The 25,815-nt window shown below is 66.6% G+C and carries 21 protein-coding genes and 1 tRNA gene; 11 read left to right on the top strand and 11 right to left on the bottom strand.

Annotated elements, in window-relative coordinates:
• Positions 1–19 precede the first annotated feature (19 nt).
• The 4 genes from N2K98_RS12495 to N2K98_RS12480 all read right to left on the bottom strand — a co-directional run bounded on the left by N2K98_RS12495 (position 20) and on the right by N2K98_RS12480 (position 3,587).
• The gene (locus N2K98_RS12495) at positions 20–709 is read right to left on the bottom strand and encodes a hypothetical protein (protein WP_255865109.1); all 690 of its coding nucleotides are present in this window, start codon (positions 707–709) and stop codon (positions 20–22) included.
• Positions 706–1,650 carry an ABC transporter ATP-binding protein gene (locus N2K98_RS12490; protein WP_255797137.1) on the bottom strand — a complete coding sequence of 315 codons (945 nt, stop codon included), beginning with the start codon at positions 1,648–1,650 and terminating at the stop codon, positions 706–708. The genes N2K98_RS12495 and N2K98_RS12490 overlap by 4 nt, the downstream gene beginning before the upstream one ends.
• Entirely contained in the window at positions 1,647–2,087 is a 441-nt protein-coding gene (locus N2K98_RS12485; protein ID WP_255865111.1) for a GntR family transcriptional regulator, read from the bottom strand. The genes N2K98_RS12490 and N2K98_RS12485 overlap by 4 nt, the downstream gene beginning before the upstream one ends.
• 114 nt (positions 2,088–2,201) lie before the next feature.
• Entirely contained in the window at positions 2,202–3,587 is a 1,386-nt protein-coding gene (locus N2K98_RS12480) for a phosphotransferase (protein ID WP_255865112.1), read from the bottom strand.
• A 142-nt stretch (positions 3,588–3,729) separates the two neighbouring features.
• On the opposite strand from N2K98_RS12480, the gene nudC reads away from it, so the two are divergent.
• On the top strand, positions 3,730–4,692 hold the full coding sequence (gene nudC, locus N2K98_RS12475) for an NAD(+) diphosphatase (protein WP_255865113.1): 963 nt from the start codon (positions 3,730–3,732) through the stop codon (positions 4,690–4,692).
• Positions 4,689–6,815, top strand: coding sequence for an ATP-dependent DNA helicase UvrD2 (locus tag N2K98_RS12470; protein WP_255865114.1), 2,127 nt, complete (start codon positions 4,689–4,691; stop codon positions 6,813–6,815). The genes nudC and N2K98_RS12470 overlap by 4 nt, the downstream gene beginning before the upstream one ends.
• A gap of 21 nt (positions 6,816–6,836) precedes the next feature.
• Here N2K98_RS12470 and N2K98_RS12465 read toward each other — a convergent pair whose 3' ends face one another.
• Positions 6,837–7,940 (bottom strand): ThiF family adenylyltransferase, encoded by a 1,104-nt coding sequence (locus tag N2K98_RS12465; protein ID WP_255865115.1) that lies wholly within the window; start codon positions 7,938–7,940, stop codon positions 6,837–6,839.
• Between the two features lie 169 nt (positions 7,941–8,109).
• Between N2K98_RS12465 and N2K98_RS12460 the strand changes: the two genes are divergently transcribed.
• On the top strand, positions 8,110–8,688 hold the full coding sequence (locus N2K98_RS12460; RefSeq protein ID WP_255797143.1) for a M48 metallopeptidase family protein: 579 nt from the start codon (positions 8,110–8,112) through the stop codon (positions 8,686–8,688).
• 102 nt (positions 8,689–8,790) lie between these two features.
• Here the strand turns inward: N2K98_RS12460 and N2K98_RS12455 are convergent, their stop codons facing one another.
• Positions 8,791–10,272 carry a zinc-dependent metalloprotease gene (locus tag N2K98_RS12455; protein WP_255865116.1) on the bottom strand — a complete coding sequence of 494 codons (1,482 nt, stop codon included), beginning with the start codon at positions 10,270–10,272 and terminating at the stop codon, positions 8,791–8,793.
• Between the two features lie 265 nt (positions 10,273–10,537).
• Between N2K98_RS12455 and N2K98_RS12450 the strand changes: the two genes are divergently transcribed.
• The 4 genes from N2K98_RS12450 to N2K98_RS12435 all read left to right on the top strand — a co-directional run bounded on the left by N2K98_RS12450 (position 10,538) and on the right by N2K98_RS12435 (position 15,790).
• Positions 10,538–11,746 carry a YlbL family protein gene (locus N2K98_RS12450; protein WP_255865117.1) on the top strand — a complete coding sequence of 403 codons (1,209 nt, stop codon included), beginning with the start codon at positions 10,538–10,540 and terminating at the stop codon, positions 11,744–11,746.
• 212 nt (positions 11,747–11,958) lie between these two features.
• On the top strand, positions 11,959–14,964 hold the full coding sequence (locus tag N2K98_RS12445) for a UPF0182 family membrane protein (RefSeq protein WP_407079986.1): 3,006 nt from the start codon (positions 11,959–11,961) through the stop codon (positions 14,962–14,964).
• A gap of 129 nt (positions 14,965–15,093) precedes the next feature.
• A tRNA-Met gene (locus N2K98_RS12440) sits at positions 15,094–15,167 on the top strand.
• An 83-nt stretch (positions 15,168–15,250) separates the two neighbouring features.
• Positions 15,251–15,790: a DUF6328 family protein gene (locus tag N2K98_RS12435; RefSeq protein ID WP_255797146.1), complete on the top strand. Its 540-nt coding sequence runs from the start codon at positions 15,251–15,253 to the stop codon at positions 15,788–15,790.
• Positions 15,791–15,828: 38 nt separating this feature from the next.
• Here the strand turns inward: N2K98_RS12435 and N2K98_RS12430 are convergent, their stop codons facing one another.
• Positions 15,829–16,566: a PspA/IM30 family protein gene (locus N2K98_RS12430; RefSeq protein ID WP_255865118.1), complete on the bottom strand. Its 738-nt coding sequence runs from the start codon at positions 16,564–16,566 to the stop codon at positions 15,829–15,831.
• Between the two features lie 102 nt (positions 16,567–16,668).
• Positions 16,669–18,768: a TPM domain-containing protein gene (locus N2K98_RS17230; RefSeq protein ID WP_308219816.1), complete on the bottom strand. Its 2,100-nt coding sequence runs from the start codon at positions 18,766–18,768 to the stop codon at positions 16,669–16,671.
• Positions 18,769–19,099: 331 nt separating this feature from the next.
• On the opposite strand from N2K98_RS17230, the gene N2K98_RS12415 reads away from it, so the two are divergent.
• The 4 genes from N2K98_RS12415 to N2K98_RS12400 all read left to right on the top strand — a co-directional run bounded on the left by N2K98_RS12415 (position 19,100) and on the right by N2K98_RS12400 (position 23,395).
• Positions 19,100–20,563 carry a S1C family serine protease gene (locus tag N2K98_RS12415; RefSeq protein WP_255865119.1) on the top strand — a complete coding sequence of 488 codons (1,464 nt, stop codon included), beginning with the start codon at positions 19,100–19,102 and terminating at the stop codon, positions 20,561–20,563.
• Positions 20,564–20,823: 260 nt separating this feature from the next.
• On the top strand, positions 20,824–21,639 hold the full coding sequence (locus N2K98_RS12410; RefSeq protein ID WP_370646376.1) for an electron transfer flavoprotein subunit beta/FixA family protein: 816 nt from the start codon (positions 20,824–20,826) through the stop codon (positions 21,637–21,639).
• Positions 21,640–21,702: 63 nt separating this feature from the next.
• Positions 21,703–22,650 carry an electron transfer flavoprotein subunit alpha/FixB family protein gene (locus N2K98_RS12405; RefSeq protein ID WP_255797151.1) on the top strand — a complete coding sequence of 316 codons (948 nt, stop codon included), beginning with the start codon at positions 21,703–21,705 and terminating at the stop codon, positions 22,648–22,650.
• Position 22,651: 1 nt separating this feature from the next.
• Positions 22,652–23,395: a PIG-L deacetylase family protein gene (locus N2K98_RS12400; RefSeq protein WP_255865120.1), complete on the top strand. Its 744-nt coding sequence runs from the start codon at positions 22,652–22,654 to the stop codon at positions 23,393–23,395.
• Positions 23,396–23,447: 52 nt separating this feature from the next.
• On the opposite strand, the gene N2K98_RS12395 is transcribed toward N2K98_RS12400, so the two are convergent.
• Genes N2K98_RS12395 through N2K98_RS12385 form a run of 3 tightly spaced genes read right to left on the bottom strand, consistent with a single transcriptional unit; the run spans position 23,448 to position 25,759 of the window.
• Positions 23,448–24,248 (bottom strand): class I SAM-dependent methyltransferase, encoded by an 801-nt coding sequence (locus N2K98_RS12395; RefSeq protein WP_255797153.1) that lies wholly within the window; start codon positions 24,246–24,248, stop codon positions 23,448–23,450.
• Between the two features lie 15 nt (positions 24,249–24,263).
• Positions 24,264–24,731 (bottom strand): tRNA (cytidine(34)-2'-O)-methyltransferase, encoded by a 468-nt coding sequence (locus N2K98_RS12390; RefSeq protein ID WP_227918382.1) that lies wholly within the window; start codon positions 24,729–24,731, stop codon positions 24,264–24,266.
• 41 nt (positions 24,732–24,772) lie between these two features.
• Positions 24,773–25,759: a J domain-containing protein gene (locus tag N2K98_RS12385; protein WP_255865121.1), complete on the bottom strand. Its 987-nt coding sequence runs from the start codon at positions 25,757–25,759 to the stop codon at positions 24,773–24,775.
• Positions 25,760–25,815: the final 56 nt, after the last annotated feature.

The following is a 25,815-nucleotide window of genomic DNA, read 5'->3' as shown; positions in this document are numbered from 1 at the left end:
TGGACCGGTTGGGGGCGGATCAGGGAACGGCGCGCCGAAGCGTCGCGTAGGACGTGAGGGCAAGCAGCGCACCGGCAGCCAGCAGCCAGCCGGCCAGGGAGAGCGGCGTCAGCTGCACTAGCCAGGCGCCGACGGAGGGCCAGGCCTCCCGCCAGGTGATCAGGGCGATGACTCCCAGCAGGACTGCGCCGGCGCCCACCAGTGCTGCCGTCAGTCCGACGGTCCGCCACCGCTTGTAAATGGTCGAGCTCCAGAAGCCAAGCAGGAACAGCAGGATGGTGACCGCGAAATAGAAGAGGATCTGGGTGTACCAGGCGCCCTCGGCGATCCACGGGATGGCGAAGATGGCGCCCTTCATGCCCCAGCCGTCGGTCGCCTGCTCCACCAGGCCCAGCACCCAGTACAGGACCGCGAGAGCCAGGGCGACCAGGGAGAACAATCCGATGGTGCCGATGTAGAAGGCGCGCCGGCTGACGCTGAGGGCCTGCGAGAAGGGGAAGAGCAGGGTCATGGCTTGGATTCCCAGGGCGAAGAAGTACCACATCACGGCCTGCCCGGAGCCGGAAATGACGTTCGAGGCGTCACCCGGGATCATCGCGAAGATTGCCAGTGATATCAGCGTGGAGGCGACCAGGATGATCAGCGGAATCCACAGGTAGATCCATTTGTTGGTCAGCTGCATTCTCGCCACGGCTACTGCACGGTTCATCGAAACGCCTCCAAGCTGTCGGTTGCTGCAGCAGCGCCGGACGGCGGCTTCTCTGCGCCGTCAGCATGCAGCGTCTTGCGGACAATGAGTTGCTGCAGGGATACAGGTGTCAGCTGCAACCCAAGCTCGGCGGCTTCCCGACGCCCGGCGTCGTCGAGCCGGTACTCCACAGTGACCGATACCAGGGACCCCAGGGATTCGCGGTGCAGCACCGGATACCCGGCGATGAAGGCCTCGACGACGTCCGCAGCGCCGGTGACGGTTACGGCGCTGCCCCTGATGTTCTCTGCGTCGTCATCCAGGACAATCCTGCCGCTGTCAATGACGATCACATGCTCCAGGAGAAGGGCGACCTCGTCGATCAGATGCGAGGAAAGCACGATGGTGCGCGGATGCTCTGCGAAGTCTTCGACCAGCCGGTCGTAGAAAATCTGCCGGGCCACGGCGTCGAGCCCCAGATAGGGCTCGTCAAAGAAAGTGATTTCCGCCCGCGAGGCCAGTCCGAGAATCACTCCGACGGCGGAAAGCTGGCCGCGGGAAAGTTTCTTCAACCGGCGCTTGACCGGGAGGCGGAATTCCTCCGCGAGCGAGGCGGCGAACCCGGCATCCCAGTTGGGATACAGCAGCCCGGCGGATGCAAAAGCGTTGGCGGCGGTGAAATCATCCGGGTACTTCTGCGATTCGCGGACGAAGCACAGCCGGCGCAGCACGCGGTCATTTTCGAAGGGGTGTTCTCCGAAAACCCGTACCTCGCCGGAAGACTCAAAGCCCTGGGCCGTGAGGATGGACATCAGGGTGGTCTTGCCCGCCCCGTTGCGTCCGAGCAGCCCGTAGATGCGGCCGCCGGAGATATCCAGGTCAACGTTGTCGAGTGCTAGCTGGTCCCGGTAACGGCGTGTGAGGTTCCGGGTTTCTATCACGTTCGTGGTGCCGGCATTCATGGCGCCATGCTCCCTTCGGTGTCGACGGCGCTGCGCTGAATCAATCCGGCGAGCTGGGTGCCGTCAATACCCAGCTTCCGCGCTTCGATTGTCAGCGGACGGACGTACTGCTCGTAGAACTGTTCCCGCCGCTTTTTGAGGACGGCTTCCCTGGCTCCGGGCGCCACGAACATGCCGATGCCCCTGCGCTTATAGAGGATCCCCTCATCCACGAGGAGATTGATGCCCTTGGCCGCCGTCGCCGGGTTGATCCGGTAGAAGGCTGCGAACTCATTGGTGGAAGGCACCTGGCTTTCCTCCTTGAGGGTTTCGTCAAGGATGTCGCCTTCGACGCGTTCGGCGATCTGTTGGAAGATCGGCCTGCTGTCATCTATCAAAGCGGCTCCCGTGGTTGGATCCCCGGGACCAAGTCCCGGTTCGCTACTTGCTTGGTTCATTACTGATGTAACTAACCTACGGCCGAAACCTGGACATGGCAAGCGGGTGACTAAAGAAAAAAGGTGCCCCGCCGAAAATCGGCGGGGCACCGGAGTGCGGGGTGCGGAAACCGGCTACTTGTCCGGAACCGGAGTCAGCGGGAGGGCAGTGGTCTCGGTGCCCGGCTGACTGCTGTGTCCGTCGCGCGCGGCGCCGTCACCGGAAGCATCGTCCACAACAGGTTCGTTGCCGGTTTCCGGATCGTTCCCGGAATCAGTGTCCACGCCGGAGGCCGCGGCTTCATCCGCTCCGGCCTGTGTTCCCGCTGCGCGAGCCGTTTCCGGCTCCGATTCGCCGGGTTCGTGGCCGTCCGTTGCGGCGTCGGCACTGTTTTCCGTGGCCGGCCCTGTTTCGGCACCAACTACGCGGCTGACGCTGCCGGTGTCCGGGGCGGCGTCGTCGGCGCCTGACGCCGTGGGGGCCGTCTCCGGAGCAATCGGGACAACGGTAACCTTGGCGGCAGCCGGCCGGACTGCCGCCGCGGCTTCGGCTTCCGCCGCCCGGGCATCGGCAGCGCGGGCCTGGCTGTCGCGCCGGTCAGACGCTTCCTGCGCCAGTACGTCTTCTTCGAGGGTGCCGAGCATCTCCACGGCTTCGTCGACCATGGTGGAGTTCTCTGCGGCGACCCCGCGCACCAGCCACTGCGCCAGGGCGAATTCCGCAGACAATGCCGCCCGGCGGATCAGGTGCGGATCCTCGGGATCGTTGCTGGCTTCCAAGTAGGCGGCGTGCACGGTCTCGGTGAACCGGGGATCGTTGGCCGCGATCAGCCACGCGAAATCATCAGCCGGGTCGCCCACCCGGAGATCGGTCCAGCCGGTGACGGCGCTGACCCGTTCGCCGGTGAGCAGGATGTTGTCTTCATGCAGGTCGCCGTGGACCACGGTGGGCTTGAAACGCCAGAGCGAGACGTCTTCCAGCGCGTGCTCCCAGCGCCGCAGCAGTACGGCGGGGATCTTGCCGGTGGTGGCCGCCTGGTCCAGCTCATTCAGGCGACGCTGCCGGAACTCGTTCGCGCTGTAGCTCGGCAGGTCCGCGGAGGTAACCAGTTCCCGGGGGATGGCGTGGATCGCGGCCATGGCCCGGCCGATCTCCGCGGCCACGGAACTCCCGGCCGTCACCAGGGCATCAATGCTCCGGAGGGCGCCGGGAAGGTGGGAATAGACAAAAGTGCAGAGCTCGCCTTGGCGGACGGTGCCGGCAACGTAGGGCAGGGCGAACGGCAATTCGGCCCTCACCGCCGGGACGAAGGTGCGCAGGACCAGCAGTTCGGTCTCCAGGCGCATACTGGCCTCGAGATGTTTGGGGGACCGGACGCGCCACCTGCGCCCGGCGTCGTCAAGCAGCAGCGCCGCGTCAAAATCCGCAGCGTCGTCCGGGGAACCGGCAACGCCGGTAGGGGTCAGCCCTGGGACGGCAGCGCTGGCCATTGCAGCCAATTCCATGGGGGTCCGTTTCACATCTTCAACCGTATGGGCAGATGTGGTCCGAATAACCATTGCCGGGCGGCGAGTCGTCTAAACCGTGAGGAAAACCTCAGACCGGGCACGGCTCCACGGCCCAACTACAGTTTGGGGGGAGGGAGTCAGTACGGTAGGTGGTATGAGTATCCCGGCACCGGCAGCAGAAGCATCTCCATTGGGTTTATTACCGCTGGCGCGCACGGCCGTGGACCGGGGCTCCGAGCGCCGCGTGGCACCGGATCTCTTCGAAACCATCCGGGCCGACGGCGGCACCCGGGTCATGTACCTGGCCGGCGGCCGGACCCTCGTCCGTGACGGCGTCCTGGTGCTCTTTGAACCGCCGGCGGCGGGCTTTGGCGAGGATCCCGTCTATCTGGGCCGGACCCTTGAAGATGCGCAGGTGCCGCTGGGAACCGACGTCGTACTGGTGACCCTGCCCGAGCCGGATGAAGCGCTCGCCGTGGAAGGCGCCGCCTGGGTGAGCCTGCGTGAAGCCGCAACGCATCTGGGTGCCCTGGACGCTGGACTGTTCGTCGAGGCAGCGTCCATCGCCAACTGGCACGCCGTGCACACCCACTGCCCCCGCTGCGGCGCACGGACTGTTCCGGAGCAGGGCGGCTGGGTCCGCCGATGTCCCGAGGACGGCAGCTCCCACTTCCCGCGCACCGACCCCGCCATCATCGTTGCCGTGGTTGACGAGCAGGACCGCATCCTGCTGGGTTCGGCGGCGGCCTGGCCGGGGAACCGGTATTCGACCCTCGCCGGTTTCGTTGAGCCCGGAGAATCACTGGAGGCCGCTGTCATCCGCGAGGTGGCTGAAGAGTCCAACGTGGTTGTCCACAGCCCGCAGTACCTCGGTTCGCAGCCGTGGCCGTTCCCGTGTTCACTGATGCTGGGCTTCACCGCCCGCGCCGAGAACGCAGAGGCGAAGGCCGACGGCGTCGAAATGTCCGATGTCCGCTGGTTCAGCCGGACGGAACTCACCGACGCCGTGGCCAGCGGCGAAATCACCATTGCAGGCCCCATTTCCATCGCCCGGAACCTGATCGAGCGCTGGTACGGCGGCACCATTACCGAACCGGAGGCCAACGCCCGCGCATGAGCAGTGAATCACCCGAAGCACGAATCCTTGCAGGGCTCGACGACGAGCAGCGGGCAGTAGCCACCACCCTCACCGGTCCCCTCTGCGTCCTGGCAGGTGCCGGTACCGGTAAGACCCGTGCCATCACGCACCGGATGGCCTACGGCGTGGCCACCGGTGTCTACAAGCCGCAGCAGGTGCTGGCGGTGACCTTCACTGCGCGGGCCGCAGCGGAAATGCGGACCAGGCTCCGGGACCTCGGGGCCGGGGGCGTCCAGGCCCGGACATTCCACGCGGCCGCGCTGAAGCAGCTGCAGTACTTCTGGCCGCATACCGTGGGCGGAGCGATGCCCGGCCTGCTGGACCACAAGGCCCAGATCATCGCGGAAGCCGCGCGGCGCCTGAGGCTGTCCACCGACCGGGCCGCGATCCGCGACGTCGCCGCGGAAATCGAATGGGCGAAGGTGTCCATGCTTACCCCGGACAGCTACGTCCGGGCGGCCGGGGACCGGGAACCCCCCGCAGGCTTTGACCTGACGGCCATTTCGCGGATCTTCCAGTCCTACGAGGACGTAAAAGTGGACCGCAACATCATCGACTTCGAAGACGTCCTGCTCATCATGGTGGGGATCCTCCAGGAAGACGAGCGGGTGGCGGCCATGGTGCGGGACCAGTACCGGCACTTCGTAGTGGACGAGTACCAGGACGTTTCGCCGCTGCAGCAGCGTCTCCTGGACCTGTGGCTGGGTGCCCGCGACGAACTGTGCGTGGTGGGCGATTCCAGCCAGACCATCTACTCCTTCACCGGCGCAACCCCGCGGCATCTGCTGGACTTCACCAAGCGGTTCCCCGGCGCCGACGTCGTCAAGCTGGTCCGCGATTACCGTTCCACGCCGCAGGTGGTCGGCCTGGCGAACCGGATCCTCGCAGCCCGCACGGCCGAGGGGGAGCGGAACCGGATGGCACCGGCCTGGCCCACGCCGCTTGAACTGGTGGCGCAGCGGCCGGCCGGCCCGGAGCCGACGTTTACCGAATGCGCCGACGACGAAGCAGAAGCCGCGCACGTGGCCTCCTCCATCAAGGCGCTGATCGAACAGGGCGTCCAGGCCAGCGAGATCGCTGTCCTCTTCCGTACCAACGGGCAGTCGCAGGCCTATGAGCAGGCGCTGGCGTCAGCCGGTATCGGCTACCAGCTGCGCGGCGGCGAGCGGTTCTTCGCCCGCCGAGAGGTCCGCGACGCAGTGCTGCAGCTCCGTGCGGCGTCCCGGTCCGTGGGTAACGAACCCGTGCCCCAGATGGTGCGGGACATCCTGGCTTCCCTGGGCTACACGTCCGAGGCGCCGGCAGGCGGCGGCGCCACGCGGGAGCGGTGGGAATCCCTGGCGGCGCTCGTGGCGCTCGCCGAAGAGCTGCAGGTCACCCGGACCCGTGACCCGGACAGTATCTTCACCATGCAGGACTTCGTCGCGGAACTGGAGGAACGCGCTGCGGCACAGCACGCACCCCGGGTCCAAGGGGTAACCCTGGCGTCCCTGCACTCCGCGAAAGGCCTGGAGTGGGATGCGGTGTTCCTGGTTGGACTGAGCGAAGGTTTGATGCCCATTTCCTTTGCCGACACCCCCGAAGCCGTCGACGAGGAACGCCGGCTGCTCTACGTGGGCATTACCCGTGCCCGGGAACACCTGGCGCTGTCCTGGTCCACCGCCCGGACACCGGGCGGACGCGCCAACCGGAAACCGTCACGGTTCCTGGACGGACTGCGTCCCCGCACGGAGCGGGATGCCGGACGGACGGCAGGACCGGCCAAGCAGACACGGCGCAAGGTCACCGGACCGGCAAAGTGCCGCAGCTGCGGTGCCCTGCTGAACACCGGGGCCGAACGCAAGGTCGGGCGCTGCGGAGACTGCCCGGTGACCTATGAGGAAGCTACCTTCGACGCACTGCGGGAATGGCGCCGGGAAGCGGCCGCCGAAGCAGGCATCCCGGCCTTTGTGGTGTTCACCGACGCAACCTTGGTCGCCATAGCGGAAGACCGGCCGCCGTCGCTGAACCGGCTGGCCACCCTGCCCGGCGTCGGGCCGTCGAAACTGGAGCGCTACGGCGAGGCCGTACTGAAGGTGCTCGCGGAAAGCGCCGGAGCCTAGCCGCGGCTGCTTGGCCGCCGGCTATGCCACCCGGTTGCTGCTGCATTGCAGGCGGCAGCCGCAGGCCGGGTGGTAGTCCAGTTTTCGCAGCTGCGGGTAACCGTCCGACGTCCGCAGCCGCAGGACCGCGGAGAACACTGCCGGTTGATTGATTCCATCCAGGAAGACCAGTGCCGCCATGGCCGCAGCCCCGGCGGCCAGGACCGACCCGGCCACTTCCTCGCCCGAGGGACCCGATGAGTCCGGCGTGCCCGCATGCTCCTGCCCGTCGGCTTTATCCTTATCCGCCGCAAGGGCTTCCATTGCGGCGTACCACCCCGGATCGGTATCCGCACGGTGCCGGTCCAGGCATTCCAGGCAGGGCGTGACGCCCGGAACCACCAACGGGCCGATATCCCATCCGCCTTCCTGGGCGGTCAGCACCATCCGGGGAACGCCATCGTCACCGTCCGGCAGATCCGGCTGCCGTCGGGGTCGGCCGGGGCCGGCTCCCACCACACGGACGGTCACCGCCAGATCCACTGCCGGCGGGACCTGGCTCCCGCCCGCCGCCATCGTCAACACCTGAAGGGTGGGGTCCACCCGGAACAGGTGCCGTTTGACGGCAGCCGCCCGGTTCATGCCGATATCAGTCATGGCATAAGCCGTGCCGACGTCTGCCGGGCAGACCACCCCGGGGTCGGTGAGCAGCAGGGTGCCAATACCTGCGGAGGCAAGGGTCCGGGCCACCAGGGCGCCCGCACGCCCCAATCCATCCACCGAGACGGCTGCAGCGGCCCGCCGCCGGATCGATTCCTCACCGTTGACCCGATAAGCGGAGGAAAGACGCTGTGCGTCCGGGAGGAGCCGTTCCGAGCGCAGCGAGGGAATGGGGTCCGCGGTTCCCTCCTGCGGTACAAGCAACGGGCCCAGGACCTGCAGGAGCGCCGCTGCGCGGTCCGGTGGAAGGGACAATCCAGCTGCGGCGGCCGCTTCGGCACCATCCGGAACACCTTGACGCAGTGCCCCCAGGAAAGCGATATCGGCGTCCTGGAGGTTGCGCAGCAGAAGCGATCCTGAGCCGATCCCCAGCTGCCGGGCTCCCGGTGAAATTTCCAGCACATGTATTCCAGGATTGATCCGCATGGCCTGCTCCCGTGGTCCGGTTCTTCCTGCCTGTTGTCCGCCCTTGCCCTCCGGGCTGCCGACACCGCCCGATCAGCCGGGCTGCTGACCATGCTGGCACGGGGTTCACCGAGGTTCCGGGTTATCCACAGGCTGCAGGGCTGTCGGCGGCGACGGCTAGGCTTGGAATATGCCTTCCCCGCACCGGCCTGTTTCAATCCCGGCCACCACCAGCACCGGAATACCGATTCAGGTCCGTCGGTCCGCCCGGCGGAAGCGGACGGTCAACGCCGTCTTCCGTGACGGGGTGGCGCTGATTTCCATCCCTGCGCATTTCTCTGCTGCGCAGGAGGCGGAATGGGTGCGGCGGATGGTGGCGAGGCTGGAAGAGCGCGCAGCCGGCGTGCCGGATCCGGAAACCAGCGAGAACGAACTGATGCAGCGTGCCGCGGAACTATCCCGGACCTACCTCGCCGGACGTGCCCGCCCGCAGTCCGTCCGCTGGGTGAGCAACCAGAACTCGCGCTGGGGATCGGCCACGCCCGGCAGGGGCACCATCCGGCTCTCCGACAAGCTGCAGGGCATGCCGGAATGGGTCATCGACTACGTGCTGCTTCATGAACTCGCACACTTGCTGGTGCCCTCGCACGGTCCGGCGTTCTGGCGCCTGCTGGAAAGCTATCCGCAGACGGAGACCGCCAAGGCCTTTCTCTCCGGAGCAGCGTTCGCCAGCGCCCGCGGCCTGAAGGGCGAGATGGGAGAGGACTAAGCACTCCTTAAACGCGGCTGCTCCGGAGGCTGTTGCCTCCGGAGCAGCCGGGGTGCGCCGGACAATAGGGGCAGCCGGACAATGCCGCTGCCCCCTACTCAGTTAGCTGGCGCCGGGCTTGCCTTCGTCGCCGTCGTCCGCGTTGTCCCCGTCGGCCTTGCCGCCGTCGCCGTCGCTGCTTTCGGCTGCCGGCGTATCCGTTGCAGCTTCCCCGGAACCTTCTTCTTCAGAGCCCGATTTCTCGGCAGGCGTGTCGAATCCGCCGTCGAGGAGGCGCTTCAGGGCGGCATCGACGTCGGAATCGGCCGCCTCGAGAAGCTCACGACGCCGGCTGAAGCCCTTGGGATCGTCGAGGTCCTCGGAGGTCGGCAGGAGATCCGGGTGCTGCCAGATGGCGTCGCGGCCCTCAAAGCCGCGTTCCTCCGTGAGATGCGCCCACAGTGCAGCGGCATCGCGCAGCCGCCGCGGCCGCAGCTCCAGGCCCACCAGGGAAGCGAACGTGTGTTCCGCGGGACCGCCGCTGGCGCGGCGGCGGCGGATCATTTCCCGAAGGGCCCCCGCAGAGGGCAGGTTTACGGTGGCGGCGGCCGTGACCTCATCCACCCAGCCCTCCACTAGGGCCAGGGCGGTTTCCAGCCGTTCAAGGGCTGCGTCCTGGGCCGGCGTGCGCTGGGGCTGGAAGACTCCGCCGGACAGGGCAGCCTGAATGGACTCGGGATTGGACGGGTCAATCTCCCGGGCGGCTTCCTCGATCTTTGACATATCGATATGGATGCCGCGGGCATAGCTTTCGATGGTGCCGAAGAGGTGGGACGCCAGCCAGGGTGCCTGTGCGAAGAGGCGGGCGTGAGCTGCTTCCCGGACGGCAAGGTACAGGCGGATTTCCGCTTCCGGGATGTCCAGGCCTTCGCCGAAGGCCGCAACGTTGGCGGGCAGCAGTGCCATGGTTCCGGCGGCGAGCGGCAGGCCGACGTCGGTGGAACTCACCACTTCCTTGGACAGTGCCCCTACGGCCTGGCCGAGCTGGATGCCGAACATTGCTCCGCCCATGTTGGCGAGCATGGAGGACGCCCCGCCCATCATCGACTTCATTTCTTCGGGCATCTGCGTGGTGATGGCGTTGGAAAGTGCTTCTGAAATGCTCACCGCCACCGGTTCCGTCAGGCGGCGCCAGGAATCCATCGTGGCTTCAACCCACTCCGCCCGCGACCAGGCGCGGCCAAGGCTGGCGGTGGATGCGAAATCGGTGACGGGGTCCAGCCAGAGTTCGGCCAGGTGCAGTGCCTCGTCAACCTCGCGGGCCGCCGTCGGGCCGGTGGACGGGTCGCTGCCGGTTGCTGCCACCCGTCGGGCGTTGTCCTTGGCCAGCTGCCAGTTCACCGGACCGTCCGAGGAAGCGCTGAACATGGCCTGGACCTGCTGGAAGATCATCGCCATGGCGTTGGGGTCCGAGGGCAGCCCGGCCGCCTTCGCCAGCTCGGTAGGATCCATGCCGCCCGCACCGCCGGCGCCGAACAGGCGCGCGAGCATTTCGGACAGCGGATCCTGCGGGTTGTCCCCGCGGTCGGATGGATTGGAACTCATGGGATACCACCGGTCCTGTGGAAGAAGATAAAGCGGAAAAATACTGCGGAAGATGCTGTGTGCGATGCCCGGCACCTGCCGACCATATTCCCCTTACGCTACCCGCAGGGTCCAATCCCTGTCCTGCACAGGCCGATTTCGTTCGCTGTAGGCAAAGCCTGCCCTGCACGCTGCGGCCGGGGGCCGGGCGTAGGCTTGCAGGGTTGGCAGCCCGACCGCGGGCGCCGGCTATGTACACACACGAGCGCAGGAAAAGGTTGGTCAGTTGCGCCCCTCCCATGACGACAGCAGGACCGCGGCGCAGGGCCGGCCAGGCAATCCCGCACCCGGGCAGTCTCCCGTCCCGGCCCCGCAGCCGGACGGAAGCTATTCCGTCTATCCGTACCAGGGCCTGGGTGCGGGCCGCCCCGCACCGGCCAAACGCTCCGCCCGCTCCCGGGCCATGATCGCCTCCGGTGCGCTGGCCGGCGTCCTCGGCGCCGCCGGCCTGCTGCTGCCCGCCCAGTACGTGGTGGAGTCTCCGGGACCTACGTTCAACACGCTGGGCAGCGCCGGGGATGCGAAGATCATCGAAATCGAGGGGCGCCAGAGCTATCCGACGGAGGGGGAGCTGGACCTGACCACCGTCTACGTTTCCGGCGGCCCGAGCACCAACATCAGCATCTTCCAGGCCGTGGGAGGCTGGGCAAACAACGACGACGTCGTCTATCCCACCGAATTCCTCTACGCACCGGGAACCACCAGCGACGAGGTGGACGAGGAAAACGCCGCCGCCATGACGTCGTCCCAGGAATCCGCGGTCGCCGCCGCCCTGACGCAGCTGGATATCGGTTTCACGCAGGAACTGACCGTGGCAGCCGTGGTTGAAGGCTCGCCGGCCGAAGGCGTGCTGCAGACCGGAGACACCGTGGTTGCGGTGGGGGACACCCGGATCGACGGCATCGAGAGCCTGCGCGCAGTCCTGAACGACGGCGGCGGCTCGCCCGCGGAGATCACGGTACGGCGGGACGGGCAGGAAATAACCGAATCCGTGACGCCGCGGCAATCAGATTCCGGTACTTATCAGCTCGGCATCGAACTGGCGACCTCCTTCGAGTTCCCTTTTGAAGTCAGCATCGGTGAAACCCTGGAACGGGTCGGCGGTCCGTCCGCGGGGATGATGTTCGCCCTGGGGATCGTGGACCGGCTGACCCCGGAACCGCTGACCGGGGGTAAGCACTTCGCCGGAACCGGAACCATCGACGCGGCCGGGAACGTGGGCCCCATCGGCGGAATCCGGCAGAAACTGATCGGAGCATCCGACGCCGGTGCCGAGTATTTCCTTGCCCCTGCCGACAACTGCGGGGAGGTCGTCGGTCATATTCCGGAAGGCTTGGAGGTGGTGCGGGTTTCCACCCTGGACGAGGCTATCCAGGCGGTCGAGAAGCTCGCCGCCGGCGGGAATGCGGCAGACCTGCCTCAGTGCACCCCCTAGTAGTAGACGGCCCGCCCTAGTTACGATCGGGACAAGGTTGTTTGCGGCACCGGATCTGAGTGGCAGCCAAAGAGCAATCCAAGGCAGAATGATTTTACGGACGGCTTCCGGGTCAACCGGTGGGGAACAGGGCTGGAAAAACGACCCGAAAGCATTCCCGCCGGTGCATCCCGGAGAGGCCGCGAGCCGACGCACCGAACGATGAGGTAACTGTGACTTCCGGACCAAACGGCCCATTTTCCCGACCCGGCACGGCCACGGCCGTCGGCAGGCGACGGCGGCGCAGCCCGCTGATCGCAACGCTGATCGTAGTTGCCGTCCTGGTCATTGGATTTGTGTACTTCTCCCAGGTTTACGCAAATGTCCTCTGGTACAACCAGCTGGGGTATCTGGAAGTCTTCGTCAAGGAGAACCTGACCCGTATCTCCATGTTCCTGGCGGCCTTCCTCGTCATGGCAGCCGGCGTGTACGCCAGTATCCGGGTGGCTTACACCTCGCGGCCGATCTATGCGCCGGACAGTGCACTCCAGGACAACCTCAACCGGTACCAGGCCCAGCTTGAGCCCATCCGCAAGCTGCTGATGATCGGTATCCCGATCGTCGTCGGCGGCTTCGCCGGCACGGCTGCCATGTCCATGTGGCAGCAGGCCCTGCTTTTCTTCAACCGGCGCGATTTCGGACAGACAGATCCGCAGTTCAACATGGACTACAGCTTCTATCTGAACACGCTGCCCTTCATCGGGTTCCTGGTGGGCTTCCTGATCAGCGTCGTCGTCATTGCCGGTATCGCCGGCCTGATGACCCACTACCTTTACGGCGGCATCCGGCTGGAGGAGAAGGGCGTGTTCGTCAGCCGCCCGGCCCGCCTGCACCTGGCCATCATCGCCGCAGCCTTCCTCATCCTGCAGGGCATCAACTTCTGGCTCGACCGCTACGACACCCTGCTGAGCACCTCGGGAACCTGGACCGGCGCCCTCTACACCGACGTTGAGGCGGTCATCCCGACCAAGGCCATCCTGGCCGTTGCCTCGGTGATCGTTGCCGTCCTGTTTATCCTCTCCGCCGTCATCGGCCGCTGGCGCCTCCCGATTATCGGTACCGCAATGCTGATCATCACGGCCATCGTGGCCGGCGGCGTCTACCCCTGGATTGTCCAGCGGTACCAGGTGCAGCCTTCGGAACTGAGCCTTGAACGCGAATACATCCAGCGCAACATCGACCTCACGCGGGAGGCCTACGGCCTGAGCGACACCGAGGTCATCCCGTACGACGCCACGGTGAACGCCAACGCCGGAGCCCTTGCACAGGACGCCGGCACCACCGCCAACATCCGGCTCCTGGACCCGAATGTCGTCTCCGACGCGTTCGGCCAGCTGCAGCAGTTCCGCCAGTACTACCAGTTCCCGCAGACCCTGAACGTGGACCGCTACGAAATCGACGGCGAAGTGCAGGACACGGTCATCGCCGTCCGCGAGCTGAACGTCGGGGGCGTGCCCGCAGGGTGGGTCAACGAACACATCCTCTACACCCACGGCTACGGCGTGGTCGCAGCACGCGGATCCACAGTGGGGCCGGACGGCAAGCCGAGCTTCATGGAGTCCGGCATTCCCTCGACCGGTGTGCTCACCGACGGCGGGGACTACGAGCCGCGGATCTACTTCGGCGAGAACTCTCCGCAGTACTCAGTGGTCGGCGCGCCGGAGGGCACCCCGCCGGTGGAAATCGACCGCCCGCAGACAGGCAACTCGGAAGAGGAATCGCAGACCACCTTCAGCGGCGAGGGCGGGCCGAGTGTCGGGAACTTCTTCAACCAGCTGGTCTACGCGATCAAGTTCCAGTCCACCGAGCTGCTTCTCGCGGACGCGATCAATGAGGAATCCCAGATCCTGTATGACCGCGACCCCCGCGAGCGGGTGGAAAAGGTTGCGCCGTACCTGACGGTGGACAGCAACGCGTACCCCGCCGTCATCGACGGCCGGGTGAAGTGGATCGTGGACGGTTACACCACGAGCAAGTACTTCCCCTACTCCACGCAGCAGGAGCTGCAGGATGCAACCACGGACTCGTTGACGCCCGGTGCTGCGGCGCTGCCGCAGGAACAGGTGAACTACATCCGCAACGCGGTGAAGGCCACGGTTGATGCCTACGACGGTTCCGTGGAGCTGTACGCCTGGGACGACGAGGATCCGCTGTTGAAGTCCTGGCAGAGCGTCTTCCCCTCCACCCTGAAAAAGTACAGCGACATGTCGGCTGAACTGATGGCGCACGTGCGCTACCCGGAAGACCAGTTCAAGGTCCAGCGCGAGCTGCTCGGCAAGTACCATGTCACCGATCCGGATTCCTTCTACAAGAACGACGACGCCTGGAGCGTTCCCGCCGATCCCACGGGCGGCAACGGCAGCGTTAAGCAGCCTCCGTACTACCTGTCGCTGCAGATGCCGGGACAGGATGAGGCGACCTTCTCGCTGACGACGCCGTTCATTCCGTTCGTGAGCGAAGGCGGCGATCCCCGCAACGTGCTTTACGGTTTCCTCTCCGCGGAGGCGGACGCCGGCACCGGGGAAGCGGGAGTCAGGAGCGAGGACTACGGCAAGCTTCGGCTGCTTGCCCTGCCCACGGACACGGCTGTTCCCGGCCCGGGCCAGGCGCAGAACACGTTCAACTCCGATCCCACCGTCTCGAACGCCTTGAACCTCCTGCGCCAGGGCGCCTCGGAAGTCATCAACGGCAACCTGCTGACCCTGCCGGTAGGTGACGGCATCCTGTACGTGCAGCCCGTGTACGTCCAGTCCTCGGGTGAAGCATCGTATCCGACGCTGCAGCGGGTGCTGGTGAACTTCGGCGAGAAAGTGGGCTTCGCACCCACCCTGGAAGAGGCCTTGGACCAGATCTTCGGCGGAGACTCCGGAGCCTCTACAGGAGATGCCGGCAACGTCGGTGCTACGCCTCCGGCAGCGGAAGGCGGCGGAGACGAGACCGCCCAGTCCGAACTGGCTACGGCGCTTTCCGACGCCGGGCAGGCCATCCAGGACGGCCAGACGGCCCTTGGCCGCGGCGATTTCGCCGCCTACGGCGAGGCCCAGACCCGGTTGCAGGACGCCATATCCCGGGCAACTGCAGCCCAGGAACGGATGGAGGGTGCTGCCGGCGGCGACGCCACAGAGGCGCCTGCGGACGGCGCCACCGCTCCTGCGGAGGACGGAGACGGCGGCAACTAGCGGACGGCGGCGGGGCACGTAGGGTGCGCCGCCGCCGGCTCGCCGGCCCGCCCCCCGGTCCTGCAGCTATGGACCGGCGGGCTCCGGTTTGCACCACGGTGCTGCGGCGGGTAGAGTTAGATATCACGCCGCGGGGTGGAGCAGTTCGGTAGCTCGCTGGGCTCATAACCCAGAGGTCGCAAGTTCAAATCTTGCCCCCGCAACAAAAAGAAAGTCCTTCGAGGATCCGCAAGGAACCTCGGGGGACTTTTGTTTTGCCCGTCAACGGACCCACTAAACTGCCCCCATGGGCGATACTCCAGCGGAACGTGACCCGGACCGCGGTGAGACCCCGCTGCAGAAGCAGGACCGGAACTGGACGGACCTGCTGCAGGAGCTGCGGGTGCTCCAGACCGGGATCCAGATCCTGACCGGCTTCCTGCTGACGCTGCCGTTCCAGCAGCGCTTCACCGAACTGAACCCGGTGCAGGTGGGCATCTACCTGTCCCTGGTGGTGCTTTCGGTGCTTGTCACCGCGCTGCTGCTGTCAACGGTCGTGCTGCACCGCACGTTCTTCCAGCGGCGGATCAAAGGGAACCTGGTGGACAGCGCGGACCTGCTGCTGCGCTTAACCCTGGTCCTGGTGGGCCTGATCCTGGTCGGGACCATCGGCCTTGTGTTCGACCTCGTGCTTTCCGGTTCAGCCGGCGCCATAGCCGCCGTCTCGGTGGCGGTGGTGGTGGCGCTGCTGTGGCTGCTTCTGCCTCTTGCGCTGAGGCGGCAGGCCCTGCGGCAGCGCAAAGCCCGGCGGGTCCGCACCGGACGCACGAAGGGCGGGCACCGGTAGCGGCACCCGCCCTTCGGCAGTACTGGAAGCAGCTGCGGCTAGTCCTCGATGGCAGACTGCTTCGTACCGGAAGACTTTAGGGCCGCCAGCCGGGCTTCGACCTCGGTCTGCTCGCCGAGATCCTCAAGGGACTCGAACTGTGCATCGAGGCTGGAGGAAGCCAGTTCGTTGGCGCCGCGGACACGGGCTTCTTCGCGGCGGATCTTTTCCTCGAAGCGGCCCACCTCGGAGGTCGAGTCCATGACATCGATGCTCTTCATGGCGTCATGCATCTGCGTCTGCGCGGAGGCGTTGCGGGCGCGGGCAATCAATTCGTCGCGCTTGCTGGTGAGCTGGTCCAGCTTGCCCTTCATCTGGTTCAGGCCGGTCTTGAGGCGTTCAACGATCTCTTCCTGGGAAGCAATGGTCGGCTGGGCGCCCTTGGCTTCGTTTTCGGAGGCGATCTGGCGCTGAAGGGCTACCTTGGCAAGGTTGTCGAACTTTTCGGCGTCGGTGGTGTTCCCGGCCGCACGGAACTCATCTGCCTTGCGGGAAGCCGCCAGCGCCTTGTTGCCCCAGTTCTGGGCGTTCTGGATGTCCTCGTTGTAATCGTCCTGGAGCATCCGGAGGTTACCGATGGTCTGCGCGACAGCGCTCTCGGCCTCAGCGATGTTGTTGCTGTAATCCCGAACCATCTGGTCGAGCATCTTCTGCGGGTCCTCGGCCTGGTCGAGGATGGCATTGATGTTGGCCTTGGCCAATTGAGTGATACGTCCGAAAATCGACTGCTTAACCACGGTGTCTGCCTTTCAATCTGCTGTGTTCGGAAAAATCCCGCCTCCGCCATGGAGCGTTACGGGTACATCTTGGTGTACTTTTGCGTCTTTGGCCCGTGTTGGCTAGAAGTTTCCGCCGGATGAGCCGAACCCGCCGCCGCCTCCACCGAAGCCGCCCCCACCGAAGCCGCCGAACCCGCCGCCGCCCCAGCCGCCGCCGTGCGAGCCGCCGCGCAGGATGGAATCGATGAGGATACCTCCGAGGATGGCGCCGCCCAGGCCGTTGCCGCCGCCGCCGCCGATTCCGCCGCCGAAGCCGCCGCCTCCGTAACCTCCGCCGAAACCGTCAACGTCCTGCTGCGCCATTTCCGCTGCCTGTGCCGCCAGGGCATTGGCCTGCTGGGCGTAGGCGAGGGCGCTCACCGGATCTGCGGACTGCATGGCAACGGCCTGCTGCAGATTGCGCTCAGCCTCAGCCAGGCGGGTCCGGGCCTCACTGCCGACGCCGCCGCGGCGCGCCCGGATATAGTCCGAGGTGCCGGAAATCTGCGCCTGCGCGGCCATGATGGCGTGCTGCAGGGAATCCCGGGCCCGCCTCTCCTGCTCCTGGCGGTCCCGGATGCCTTCCAGTGCGGCGTCGAGTTGGCTGTTGGCCGTTTCCAGCCGGCGCAGCAGGTCCACCGGGTCAATGGGGCCGGCCTGCGTGGCCTGGTTCACGGCATCCAGGGCGGCACGGACGCCCGCTGCCGGACCGGCGAGACCGGGAGCGGTTCCGCCTGCGGCGATAGCGCCGGCCTGGGCCAGGTCCTGGTTGGCATCGGCGACTGCGCGCTGGAGCTCCTGCCGTGCGGCGTCGAGTTCCTGGCTCCGCTTGTCGATCGCGTCCAGCAGGACGTCGGCCTGGTGGACGGACTCTTCGGCCGCCCGGACGGAAACCACTGCCGAAGAAGTATCCCCTTCGGCCAGCTTTTCATTCGCCGTCGCTGCGGCATTGGACACGAACGCCAGGCGTTCATGGGCCTGATCGATGTTGTCGCTGATCTGGCTGAGCGCCGAGGCAGCATAGCGGGACCGCAGTGAATCCAGAGTTGCCGCCGAGGTGCTGAGCCGCGAGGCGGCCTGGTCGGCGGCTGTCTGTGCCGCGGCCAGGGCTGCCGGGGCGTTCTTCTCCAGTTCCCGGAGGGAATCGAACTCTTCCTTGTGTGCCTGCAGGGACTCGTTCACTGCCTCGCACCGGCGGATGATTTCCTTCAGCCAGGTCCGTTGCTGCTGTTCGGTGTCCGGTATGTGGTCGTCGAGCTGCTGCTGCAGCTTGAAGGACTCGCCCATGTGGGCGCGTGCTGCGGCCAGGTCCTCGGAGAAGGTCGTGACGGCACCCTCGCCGTAGGCGGCCATGGCAAATCCGAGTTCCTGCTCGCTGGACTTGATCGCATCGTCGGCTGCCACGAGCAGGCTGCCGGCGCGTTTGCGCAGGTCCGGCACGCTCATGGTGTCCAGCGGATCCACCGGTGCAGCGGGCCCCTGCTGCTGTACGGGCGCGGCGGCGACGGACTTGCGGCGGCGGCTGCGGATCAGCAGCGCGGTTCCCAGTCCACCGGCGACGACGACGCCGCCAACCAGGAGGGGTGCCACGTCGGCTCCGCCGGATTCTTCCGCGGCGGCTACTTCTCCGTCTCCGCCGCGGGCGATGTCTTCCAAGGACTCCGCAGCGTTCACGGCACTGTTGGCCCACTGCGCGGAGGAAATGTCCTGGGAGCCCAGAAGGGGGTCGGTCGCGGCAGCGAGGATCGCGTTGCGGCGCGTCTGGGTCAGGACGCTCTGGTCACCGGTGGAGACCTGAATCTTGCGTTCTTCGGTGGCGATGCTCAGGAGTGCTTCCTTAGCGCCCATGCCCTTGCCCTGCACCACCTGCTCTGACCAGGCGGCGGGGTCTGCGGGGCTGGTGAAGGAATCCACGTAAACCACGTAGAGGGTGTACCCGGAGTTCCGCTGTACCTCCGAAATCGCTTCCTCCACCTCGGAGGCATCACTGCCCAGCACATCGGCGGGGTCCACAATGTACTCGCCCGGCGGTATCCGCACGGGGGATTCCACCGGAACCTGGAGCACCGATCCGATGGCCGCCTGGACGGGGCCCGCAGGCCCGGCAAAGGCAGCGGCGGGGACCAGGACCGTAACTGCACTCAGGCCTAGTACGGCCGCCAACCTGTTCCGTGACCGCATACAACGTCCTTTGGTTTTCGTCTCGCTCGGTTCCAGCTGCCGTAAGGGGCAGCTCATGCGGCCCCGGACCTTGGTACCGATTCTAGGGGCCGCCCTATGCCGCGTCCACCGGGACCGGAGCGGGAGAGCCGGCTGCGCAACCTGGGAACGTCCGCCTGACCTGCACTTTTACCCTGTCTTTCGAGTAGCCTGCCAGTAAGACGGCGTCCGGGTTCTTCACAGCGGATGTCCAGCAATCGTCCCCGTACATCCCAGCTGACGCTGCCATAGTGGAAAAAAAGAACGTTGTGGCTACACCATGGGTAAAGCGAACTTTGAAAGGACAACCCACATGACTGACCAATACGGCGGTCCCGAGGGCACCGAACGCCCGTTGCCTCCCCGGCCACCGGCGCCGCCGTCGTATTCGGGGACCGCTTCGGGGGCAACACAGGGGAACCCGCAGACCGAACCCCTGACCAACGCCGTCCCGCCGCAGGGACAGCCGGGCGAAGGAAACGGACCGGCCGGCTACGGATCCTCCGCGTACGGGTCTGCGGGCTCGGGCACCGCTTTCCACGCACCGGCCGGAACTGCGCCGGCCCGCGAACCCCGGGCAAAGAAGTTCGGGGCGGGAACGCTCGTGGCGGGCATGCTGCTTGCGGGTCTGTTCGGCGGCGGGGTGGCCGTCGGCGCCAACACTCTCCTGGAAGACAGCAACACTGCCGGCCAGGCCAGCCAGCCGCAGACAGTCGTGGTGAACGACAAAGACAACGTCAACTCGGTCACGGCGGCGGCAGTGAAGGCCTCACCAAGTGTGGTCACCATTGAAGTTGCCGCCTCCGGCAGCACGGGCACCGGTTCCGGGATCATCCTGGACGATGACGGCCACATCCTGACCAACACCCACGTGGTGACCCTCGGAGGCACTGCCGCCGACCCCGTCGTCGAAGTCCAGACGGCGGACGGACGGGTCCTGACCGCGACCATCGTCGGGACGGACCCCCTGTCCGACCTCGCGGTCATCAAGGTGGATGCCCCCAACCTGACACCTGCTGCCCTGGGCGATTCCGGAAACCTGAATGTCGGGGACACCGTGATTGCCATCGGCGCCCCCCTCGGCCTGTCCGGGACAGTGACTGACGGTATTGTCTCCACCCTCAACCGCACCATCAGCGTCCAGTCCTCGGCCGCGCCGGAGGAGTCGGAGAGCTCAGACGAACCCGAAGACAACGGTTTCGGTTTCCGGTTCGCTCCGCCGGACGGATCGTCGCAGGACCAGAGCACCGCGGAGAGCTCAATCTTCCTCAACGTGGTGCAGACCGACGCCGCCATCAACCACGGCAACTCCGGCGGCGCGCTGGTCAACACCGACGGCGAAGTCATCGGCGTGAACGTCGCGATTGCCTCGGCTGCCTCCGGTGCCGCAGGCGAGGACAGCGGCAACATCGGTGTCGGGTTCGCCGTTCCCATCACCTACGCCGAGCGGGTAGCGGAAGAGATCATCGACAACGGGTCAGCGACCCACGGCTACCTGGGCGTCTCGGTGACGCCGGCAACCGCGTCCGATTCGTCGTCGACCTTCACTGTGGGTGCCGAGGTCGCTGAAGTGGTATCCGGGTCGCCGGGCGAAAAAGCCGGCCTGCGCAAGGGCGATGTGGTCACGTCCGTCAACGGCATCCCGGTTACGGATGCCCAGTCGCTGACTGCAGCCATCCGGATGCAGCCCGCCGGCGGGAAGGCCACCATTGACTTCACGCGCGACGGCAAAACGGACAGCGTTGACGTCACCCTCGGGGATTCGGCTAAGCAGTAACGCCGCCTGCCAAGGCTGCGTAGTTCGAGCAGGCAACGAAGGGCCGCGCCGGGAGCATCCCGACACGGCCCTTCCGTTTGCGCTGGCCTTCCGTTTGCACGGGCCTTGCATTTGCACCGACGCGAAAGCCCGGCCAGTGTGTGATTAGCTTTAAACGCGCCGCTTCGAGGGCGGCGCGCGTCGGCGGGAGGATCTCCAGGCCGCCGGGAAACGATTTTCCTACCGGAAAGGCCGGAATGCAGGAGTCAGCCACTCATCCGCTGAACATTGTTGTCTTGGTAAAGCATGTCCCCGACGCACAGTTTGACCGGCACCTCACCGGCCCCGGGCATACCCTGAACCGTGCTGAAAGCATCCTCTCCGAGCTGGACGAGTACGCCCTTGAGGCGGCACTGCAGCTGGCCGAGGCCCGCGGCGGGGAGAGCGCCGGGAACCGGGTGACCGCCCTGGCCATGGGCCCGGCGGCAGCAGTGAACGCGGTGAAGAAGTCCCTGCAGATCGGCGCCTATGCGGGCGTGCACCTGGCCGATGACGCCCTGGCCGGTTCCGATGCAGCCGGGACCTCCCTGGCCCTTGCCGCTGCGGTACGCGCTATCGCTGAATCCCAGGGGCCGGTGGACCTGGTCATCACGGGCATGGCCTCCACGGACGGTGAAACCTCGCTGGTTCCCGCCCAGCTCGCCGAAAGGCTGCAGCTGGCACAGGTGACCTTTGCTTCCGAACTCGACGTAGTGGACGTCGACGGCGCCCCGGTCGTGAAAGCGCGCCGCGACGGTGATTCCTTCACTGAAACCGTTGAGGCGCCGCTGCCGGCCCTGGTATCGGTCACGGACCAGGCCAACAGCCCGCGCTATCCGAACTTCAAGGGCATCATGGCTGCGAAGAAGAAACCCGTTACGGTGCTGACACTCGCCGAGATCGGAGTGGACCCGGCGCAGGTGGGGCACGACGGCGCCTGGACTGCCGTAGCCGCCTCCGCTCCGCGGCCGCCGCGCTCGCAGGGAACCATCATCACCGACGACGGCACCGCCGGCGTGCAGCTGGTGGACTACCTCGCCGCGCAGAAACTGATCTAAGACTTCTCCTGCTTGAAACCGGCGCTGCGCAGGCGCCGCCGCCTACGTCCTAAGGAGCGCACCATGGCGTCCGTCCTGGTTTTTCTCGATGTCCCAGCCCTGCCGCTGCCGCGGGCTGCCCGCGAACTGCTGACCCTTGCCGGCACGGTAGGTGAGCCCGCAGTAGCTGCCGCCCACCGCGTGGATCCGGCCATGCTCGACGCGCTTGCCTCGCACGGTGCCGTGAAGGTCTACGAGCCGGCGGGGGAACTGGACACCGTCCTGGTGGCCGCCAAGGCCGCCTTCCTGGCCGACGCTGCGAAGACCGAACAGCCCGCCGCGATCCTGCTGGGCAACTCCTTCGAGGACCGCGAAATTGCCGCCCGCGCCGGAATCAAGCTCGGCTCCGGCGTCATTACTGACGCCGTTGCAGTGGCGCCGGACCTCGCCGTCACCAAGTCGGTGCTCGCCGGGTCCTACACCTCGACCTGCCGGGTGCGCACCGGCACGCCCATCATCACCGTCAAGGCCAACAGCGTCGAGCCCGCACCCGCCGATCCGTCCGCCGCTGCTCCGCAGCGGGTCGAGGTTCCCCTCTCGGAAACCGGTCCTGCCGCGCGGGTCACGGGCCGCTCCGGGAAACGTGTGAGCGGACGTCCCGAACTGGCCGAGGCACGGGTGATCGTTGCCGGCGGACGCGGCATGGACGGGAACTTCGGCCCCGTGGAGGAACTGGCGGACCTCCTCGGCGGAGCGGTGGGCGCTTCGCGTGCGGCCACGGACGCGGGCTGGATCGAACATTCCGCCCAGGTGGGGCAGACCGGCAAGACCGTCTCCCCGCAGCTGTACATTTCCGCCGGCATTTCCGGCGCCATCCAGCAGAAGGCCGGTATGCAGACCGCCAAGGTGATCGTCGCGGTCAACAAGGACGCCGACGCCCCGGTGTTCGAGATCGCGGACTTCGGCATTGTCGGCGATGTGTTCTCCGTGCTGCCCCAGGCGGCAGAAGAGATCCGGAAGCGCAGGGCCTGAGATGTTCCCGACGTCGGCTCCCGGCCGGGTCCTGGCTTTCGCAGCCCATCCGGACGACATCGACTTCGGTGCCGCCGGCACCCTGGCCCGCTGGGCCCGCGAGGGCACGGAAATCACTTACTGCATCATGACCTCCGGTGACGCGGGCGGCTTCGACCCTACGGACCGCTCCGGCGTCAGCGCCCTGCGGAGCGGGGAACAGCGGGAAGCCGCCCGGCAGGTGGGAGTGCAGGACGTTGTGTTCCTAGGGGAGCGGGACGGCTACCTGGAGGTTAACCACTCGGTGATCGCGCGCGTGGTGGAGCAGATCCGTCGCGTGCGTCCCGACGTCGTGCTGTCCATGCACCCCGAGCGGAACTGGGACCGCCTCCAGGCGAGCCATCCCGACCATCTGGCCTGCGGCGAAATAGTGACCCGGGCGGTTTACCCGGCCGCCGAGAATCCCTTTGCCTATCCGGAACTCGCGGAGCAGGGGCTGGAAGCGTACAAGGTGCCGTGGCTGTTGTTTTACGGTGCGCCGCGTGAGCGGGAGAACACCGCCGTGGACGTTAGCTCCACGGTAGACGTCAAACTGGCCGCCATCCGGGTCCATGCGAGCCAGCATCCGGACATTGAGGGCATGGACGCCTCGGTCCGCCGGTTCCTGCAGGACAACGCCCGCCGGCACGGCCTGCCGGAGGGCGTCAGCGCGGAAACCTTCCACGCCGTAGGCGTGAATACCCCGGAGACCATCGCCGGGTTCTAGCTGCCGCAGCTACTGCCGGCTATCCTGCCGGCGCGTCCCTGCCGGCGGCCGGTTACGGGCGGACAGCCGTGGCGATCAGGGTGTCGGTATTCAGTGCGAAGTCGTCGCCGAGTTCGGCCAGGAACGCGGTCCGGACCCGGTCCACGGCTGCCGGGTCCTCGGGCAGCAGCATCCGGTAACCGCCGCCGAGCACCAGCGACCAGGCGAGGGACGGACTGAGCTGCACCTGCCCCGGTGTGGGGGCCACCGTGATATCGGTCAGGCCGAGCGACTCGAGCCAGGACGTGAGCTGCTCCGGTGTCTGAAGCCGCTGCGCGTTCTCGGCCCCCGACTGGGGAAGGGCCTCCAAATCGGGCCGTTCCTGCAGGCAGGCTTTCCACAGCAGTTCCCTGAAGGGTTCCCAGGATCCTTCGGCCCACGTGCTGAGGGCGAAACGCCCTCCACTGCGAAGCAACGACACAAGGTGGGCGGCGCCGGCGTCCATATCCGGAAGGAAGAACAGGGAGTAGGCGCAGACCACCGCGTCGTATGGTGCATCAGCCTGCCATGACGTGAGGTCGGCCTGTGCAAGGTGGACATTATTGAGTGCGAGGGTGTCTGCCTTGGCCTGCGTCAGGGCCAGCATCTCTGCGCTGAGGTCCACTCCGTCGACGACGCCGCCGGGACCGGCGAACTGTGCGGCCGGGATCGTGGTGGCACCGGTGCCGCAGCCTGCGTCCAGGACCCGGTCGCCGAGCGTGATGTCCGCTGCGGCTACGAGTGCATTTCCCATGGGGTTCCAGAGCGACGGCGCGAGCCGCTCGAAGTCGGCGGCGCCGTCGTCGAACGCGTTGCCGATGTGGAGTTCAGGCATGGGAAGTGTCCTTCGCTAGAGCTGGGCACCGGCGAAACCGTGCTGGCGCCAGGCTTCGTAAACGGCTATGGAGGCTGAATTTGCAAGGTTCAGGGAGCGCAGGGTGGGCAGCATGGGCAGCCGTACCCGGGCGGTGACATGCGGGTCTTTCTTCACCTCGTCCGAAAGCCCGACCGACTCGCGGCCAAACATCAGGACGTCTCCGGCACGATACTCGATATCCGTGTAGGAAGTGTCACCGTCCGAGGTGAAGGCATATACGCGTTCGGGTTTCAGGGCTTCCCAGGCGTCCTGCAGGCTTGCATGGACATGCAGGACGGCGAGGTCGTGGTAATCCAGGCCGGCGCGACGCAGCTTGGAATCCTCGAGGCTGAAGCCGAGGGGCTCAACCAGGTGGAGTTCGGCCCCCGTGATGGCGGCAAGGCGAATTGCATTTCCGGTATTGCCGGGGATTTCAGGGGAATGGAAAAGGATACGGAACACGACTCCATCCTATGCCCGGCGCCGGAGCCCAAACGCATCGCTCAACGGGTGGACGCGTCGATCAACGGCGCCAGCACCGGCAGCTGGACTGTGTTCGGTTGCGGGCCTTCGGCAAAGAACCGACGCAGTTCCCGCAGCAGGCCGCCGGGGTTGGCGACATGCAGGGTCGCAGGCGCTGAGCGGCTCAGCCTCGGCGGGTAATCGACGATGGGCTCGAAGGGGTTGCCGTTAGGGCTGTGGAGGACGAGCCAGCCCGTGGCGTTGCACTCCGGAAAGCGGGACTGGAGAGTTCGCACCGCATCGGCCAGCCGCAGGGTGGACACTTCCCGGCCGCGGTGCAGCAGATGCTGTCCGTCCCACCGGTAGTTGCCGGGCGAGGCCATCAGCGAACCCAGGACCGCCATTCGGTAACCGCCCAGCAGCACGTGGCTGACATCGAGGTTGCCGCCGCGCGGTCCTGTGTCCGGAATGTGGAGACCGTTGACCAGGCGCGCGGCCGGGTAGTCCTCCAGCAATTCGCGTTCCAGCAGGTGGATGGTCCGGTTCTCGGCATCGAAGCGTCCCGCGGCGTTGGAACCGATCCGAGCGAAGAAACCAGGACGGCGCGGTGCGCCGTGGACCTGCTGTCCGGCCAGGGCCAGGGGGATGAGGGGAGGATTCTTCGGGGAGAAGTCCGGAACAAACAACGGTGGCCGGTCCAGGTCTGCTGCAGTCCGTTCCGGGGCGGACCGGGTTCCTGCGGCACGGCTGGCCGGGCTTCCGGAGCCGGAGCCGGAGCTGGTGCTGGAGCTGGTGCCGCCTGCGCCTGCGCCCGTGTCCTGGCCGAATCGGCGATCGTATGCGGCCTTTCGCCGCGGATCGGAAAGCACCCGGTAAGCTTCCGTGACCCGGTGGAAGCTCTCGCTCGTGCCGCCCTGGTCCGGATGGGAGTTCCGGGCTGCTTTCCGGTAGGCGGCCTTGATTTCAGCCGCCGATGCCGTGCGGGCCAGGCCTAAGACCTCATAGAGCGTCGGGTCTGACGGGCTCAAAATGGTTCCTCTCGGGCAGGCTGGTCGCTGCGTGAGGCAAGTCTACCGGTGGTTCC

It is taken from the genome of Arthrobacter jinronghuae (genome assembly GCF_025244825.1).
Lineage (GTDB): Bacteria > Actinomycetota > Actinomycetes > Actinomycetales > Micrococcaceae > Arthrobacter_B > Arthrobacter_B jinronghuae.
Note: the sequence above shows the minus strand (reverse complement) of the source record. Positions and strands in the feature narration are given on the sequence as shown.

Coding starts and splice junctions, on each gene's coding strand:
- N2K98_RS12495 (WP_255865109.1), bottom strand. CDS start 709: ATGAACCGTGCAGTAGCCGTGGCGAGAATGCAGCTGACCAACAAATGG.
- N2K98_RS12490 (WP_255797137.1), bottom strand. CDS start 1,650: ATGAATGCCGGCACCACGAACGTGATAGAAACCCGGAACCTCACACGC.
- N2K98_RS12485 (WP_255865111.1), bottom strand. CDS start 2,087: ATGAACCAAGCAAGTAGCGAACCGGGACTTGGTCCCGGGGATCCAACC.
- nudC (WP_255865113.1), top strand. CDS start 3,730: ATGAGTATCCCGGCACCGGCAGCAGAAGCATCTCCATTGGGTTTATTA.
- N2K98_RS12470 (WP_255865114.1), top strand. CDS start 4,689: ATGAGCAGTGAATCACCCGAAGCACGAATCCTTGCAGGGCTCGACGAC.
- N2K98_RS12465 (WP_255865115.1), bottom strand. CDS start 7,940: ATGCGGATCAATCCTGGAATACATGTGCTGGAAATTTCACCGGGAGCC.
- N2K98_RS12460 (WP_255797143.1), top strand. CDS start 8,110: ATGCCTTCCCCGCACCGGCCTGTTTCAATCCCGGCCACCACCAGCACC.
- N2K98_RS12455 (WP_255865116.1), bottom strand. CDS start 10,272: ATGAGTTCCAATCCATCCGACCGCGGGGACAACCCGCAGGATCCGCTG.
- N2K98_RS12435 (WP_255797146.1), top strand. CDS start 15,251: ATGGGCGATACTCCAGCGGAACGTGACCCGGACCGCGGTGAGACCCCG.
- N2K98_RS17230 (WP_308219816.1), bottom strand. CDS start 18,768: ATGCGGTCACGGAACAGGTTGGCGGCCGTACTAGGCCTGAGTGCAGTT.
- N2K98_RS12415 (WP_255865119.1), top strand. CDS start 19,100: ATGACTGACCAATACGGCGGTCCCGAGGGCACCGAACGCCCGTTGCCT.
- N2K98_RS12405 (WP_255797151.1), top strand. CDS start 21,703: ATGGCGTCCGTCCTGGTTTTTCTCGATGTCCCAGCCCTGCCGCTGCCG.
- N2K98_RS12400 (WP_255865120.1), top strand. CDS start 22,652: ATGTTCCCGACGTCGGCTCCCGGCCGGGTCCTGGCTTTCGCAGCCCAT.
- N2K98_RS12395 (WP_255797153.1), bottom strand. CDS start 24,248: ATGCCTGAACTCCACATCGGCAACGCGTTCGACGACGGCGCCGCCGAC.